The following is an 835-nucleotide window of genomic DNA, read 5'->3' on the forward strand; positions in this document are numbered from 1 at the left end:
GCGATGGCTCGCAGAGCTCTTGCGTGTCATCATCCGAGCCTTCTTCGAGACCGTCCCGGCTCGAAACACCGCTTAAGCCGGGCGCCGGCGCCAGTTCTTCACGAACGACCAAGGCCTTGCCAAGGCGCCTCGCATCGGGCGTCCAATAAATTCCACTGCAACCGCCACCTGTGAAAACCAGCCTCGCAAGTAACGTGTAGGACGCCAGCGACATCTATGTGAATGAAGCGATCACACCTTCGCTGCAAGCGGCCCCAACCTAGGGGCCGCCAACCCGAGCCATACGGGTTTTCTTCTGGCAATCGGGGGGCGGTTGGCTGACCAGAAGCGTCAATTAGATTCTTTCGTCCCCTCGAGGTTCCTCGTATGCCGCGCATTTTTTAGGAAAAAGCGGCCATTGCGGGAGGCTTAGAGAGGGGCGCAGTATCGAGCTTGCCGGCCTTCCAAGATAAGATCGGCGGATCAAGAGATGGCCCCAGCACCGCCCCTAGGGCCCCCAGAGGTGCTGGGGCCTTTTCTATGACTGCCAGGAACGAACGTGGCCGAAGCTTGTTCGTCTGACGAATGCGGCACTCATCAGCCCCACCGAACCGCATTCGACATTGTGAGTGGAACGCCCGGAAATCGCTTCCTGCGTGCTCTGATAGGTCATCGTCCTGACGGTTTGACCGCCCCCGAGAGGCGTGATCTCGACCAGGAAACCGCCGCCAGGCTGCTCGATGACCACTAGGTGGTGTGGACACTAGCGCATCCATAGAACAATGGCAGCGAGAGTGACGACGGCCCGGTAATTCCGGGCCGTTTTTTCGAAGCGGGTTGCGACACGTCGGAACTG

At 59.5% G+C, this 835-nt stretch carries 1 pseudogene; it reads right to left on the reverse strand.

Features of this window, described 5'->3' with window-relative positions:
• Positions 1 to 742: 742 nt before the first annotated feature.
• A pseudogene (locus tag ACZBJS_RS42650) lies at positions 743 to 835 on the reverse strand (IS5/IS1182 family transposase); the annotation flags it as partial.

The organism is Bradyrhizobium sp. KZN70725 (assembly GCF_055264925.1).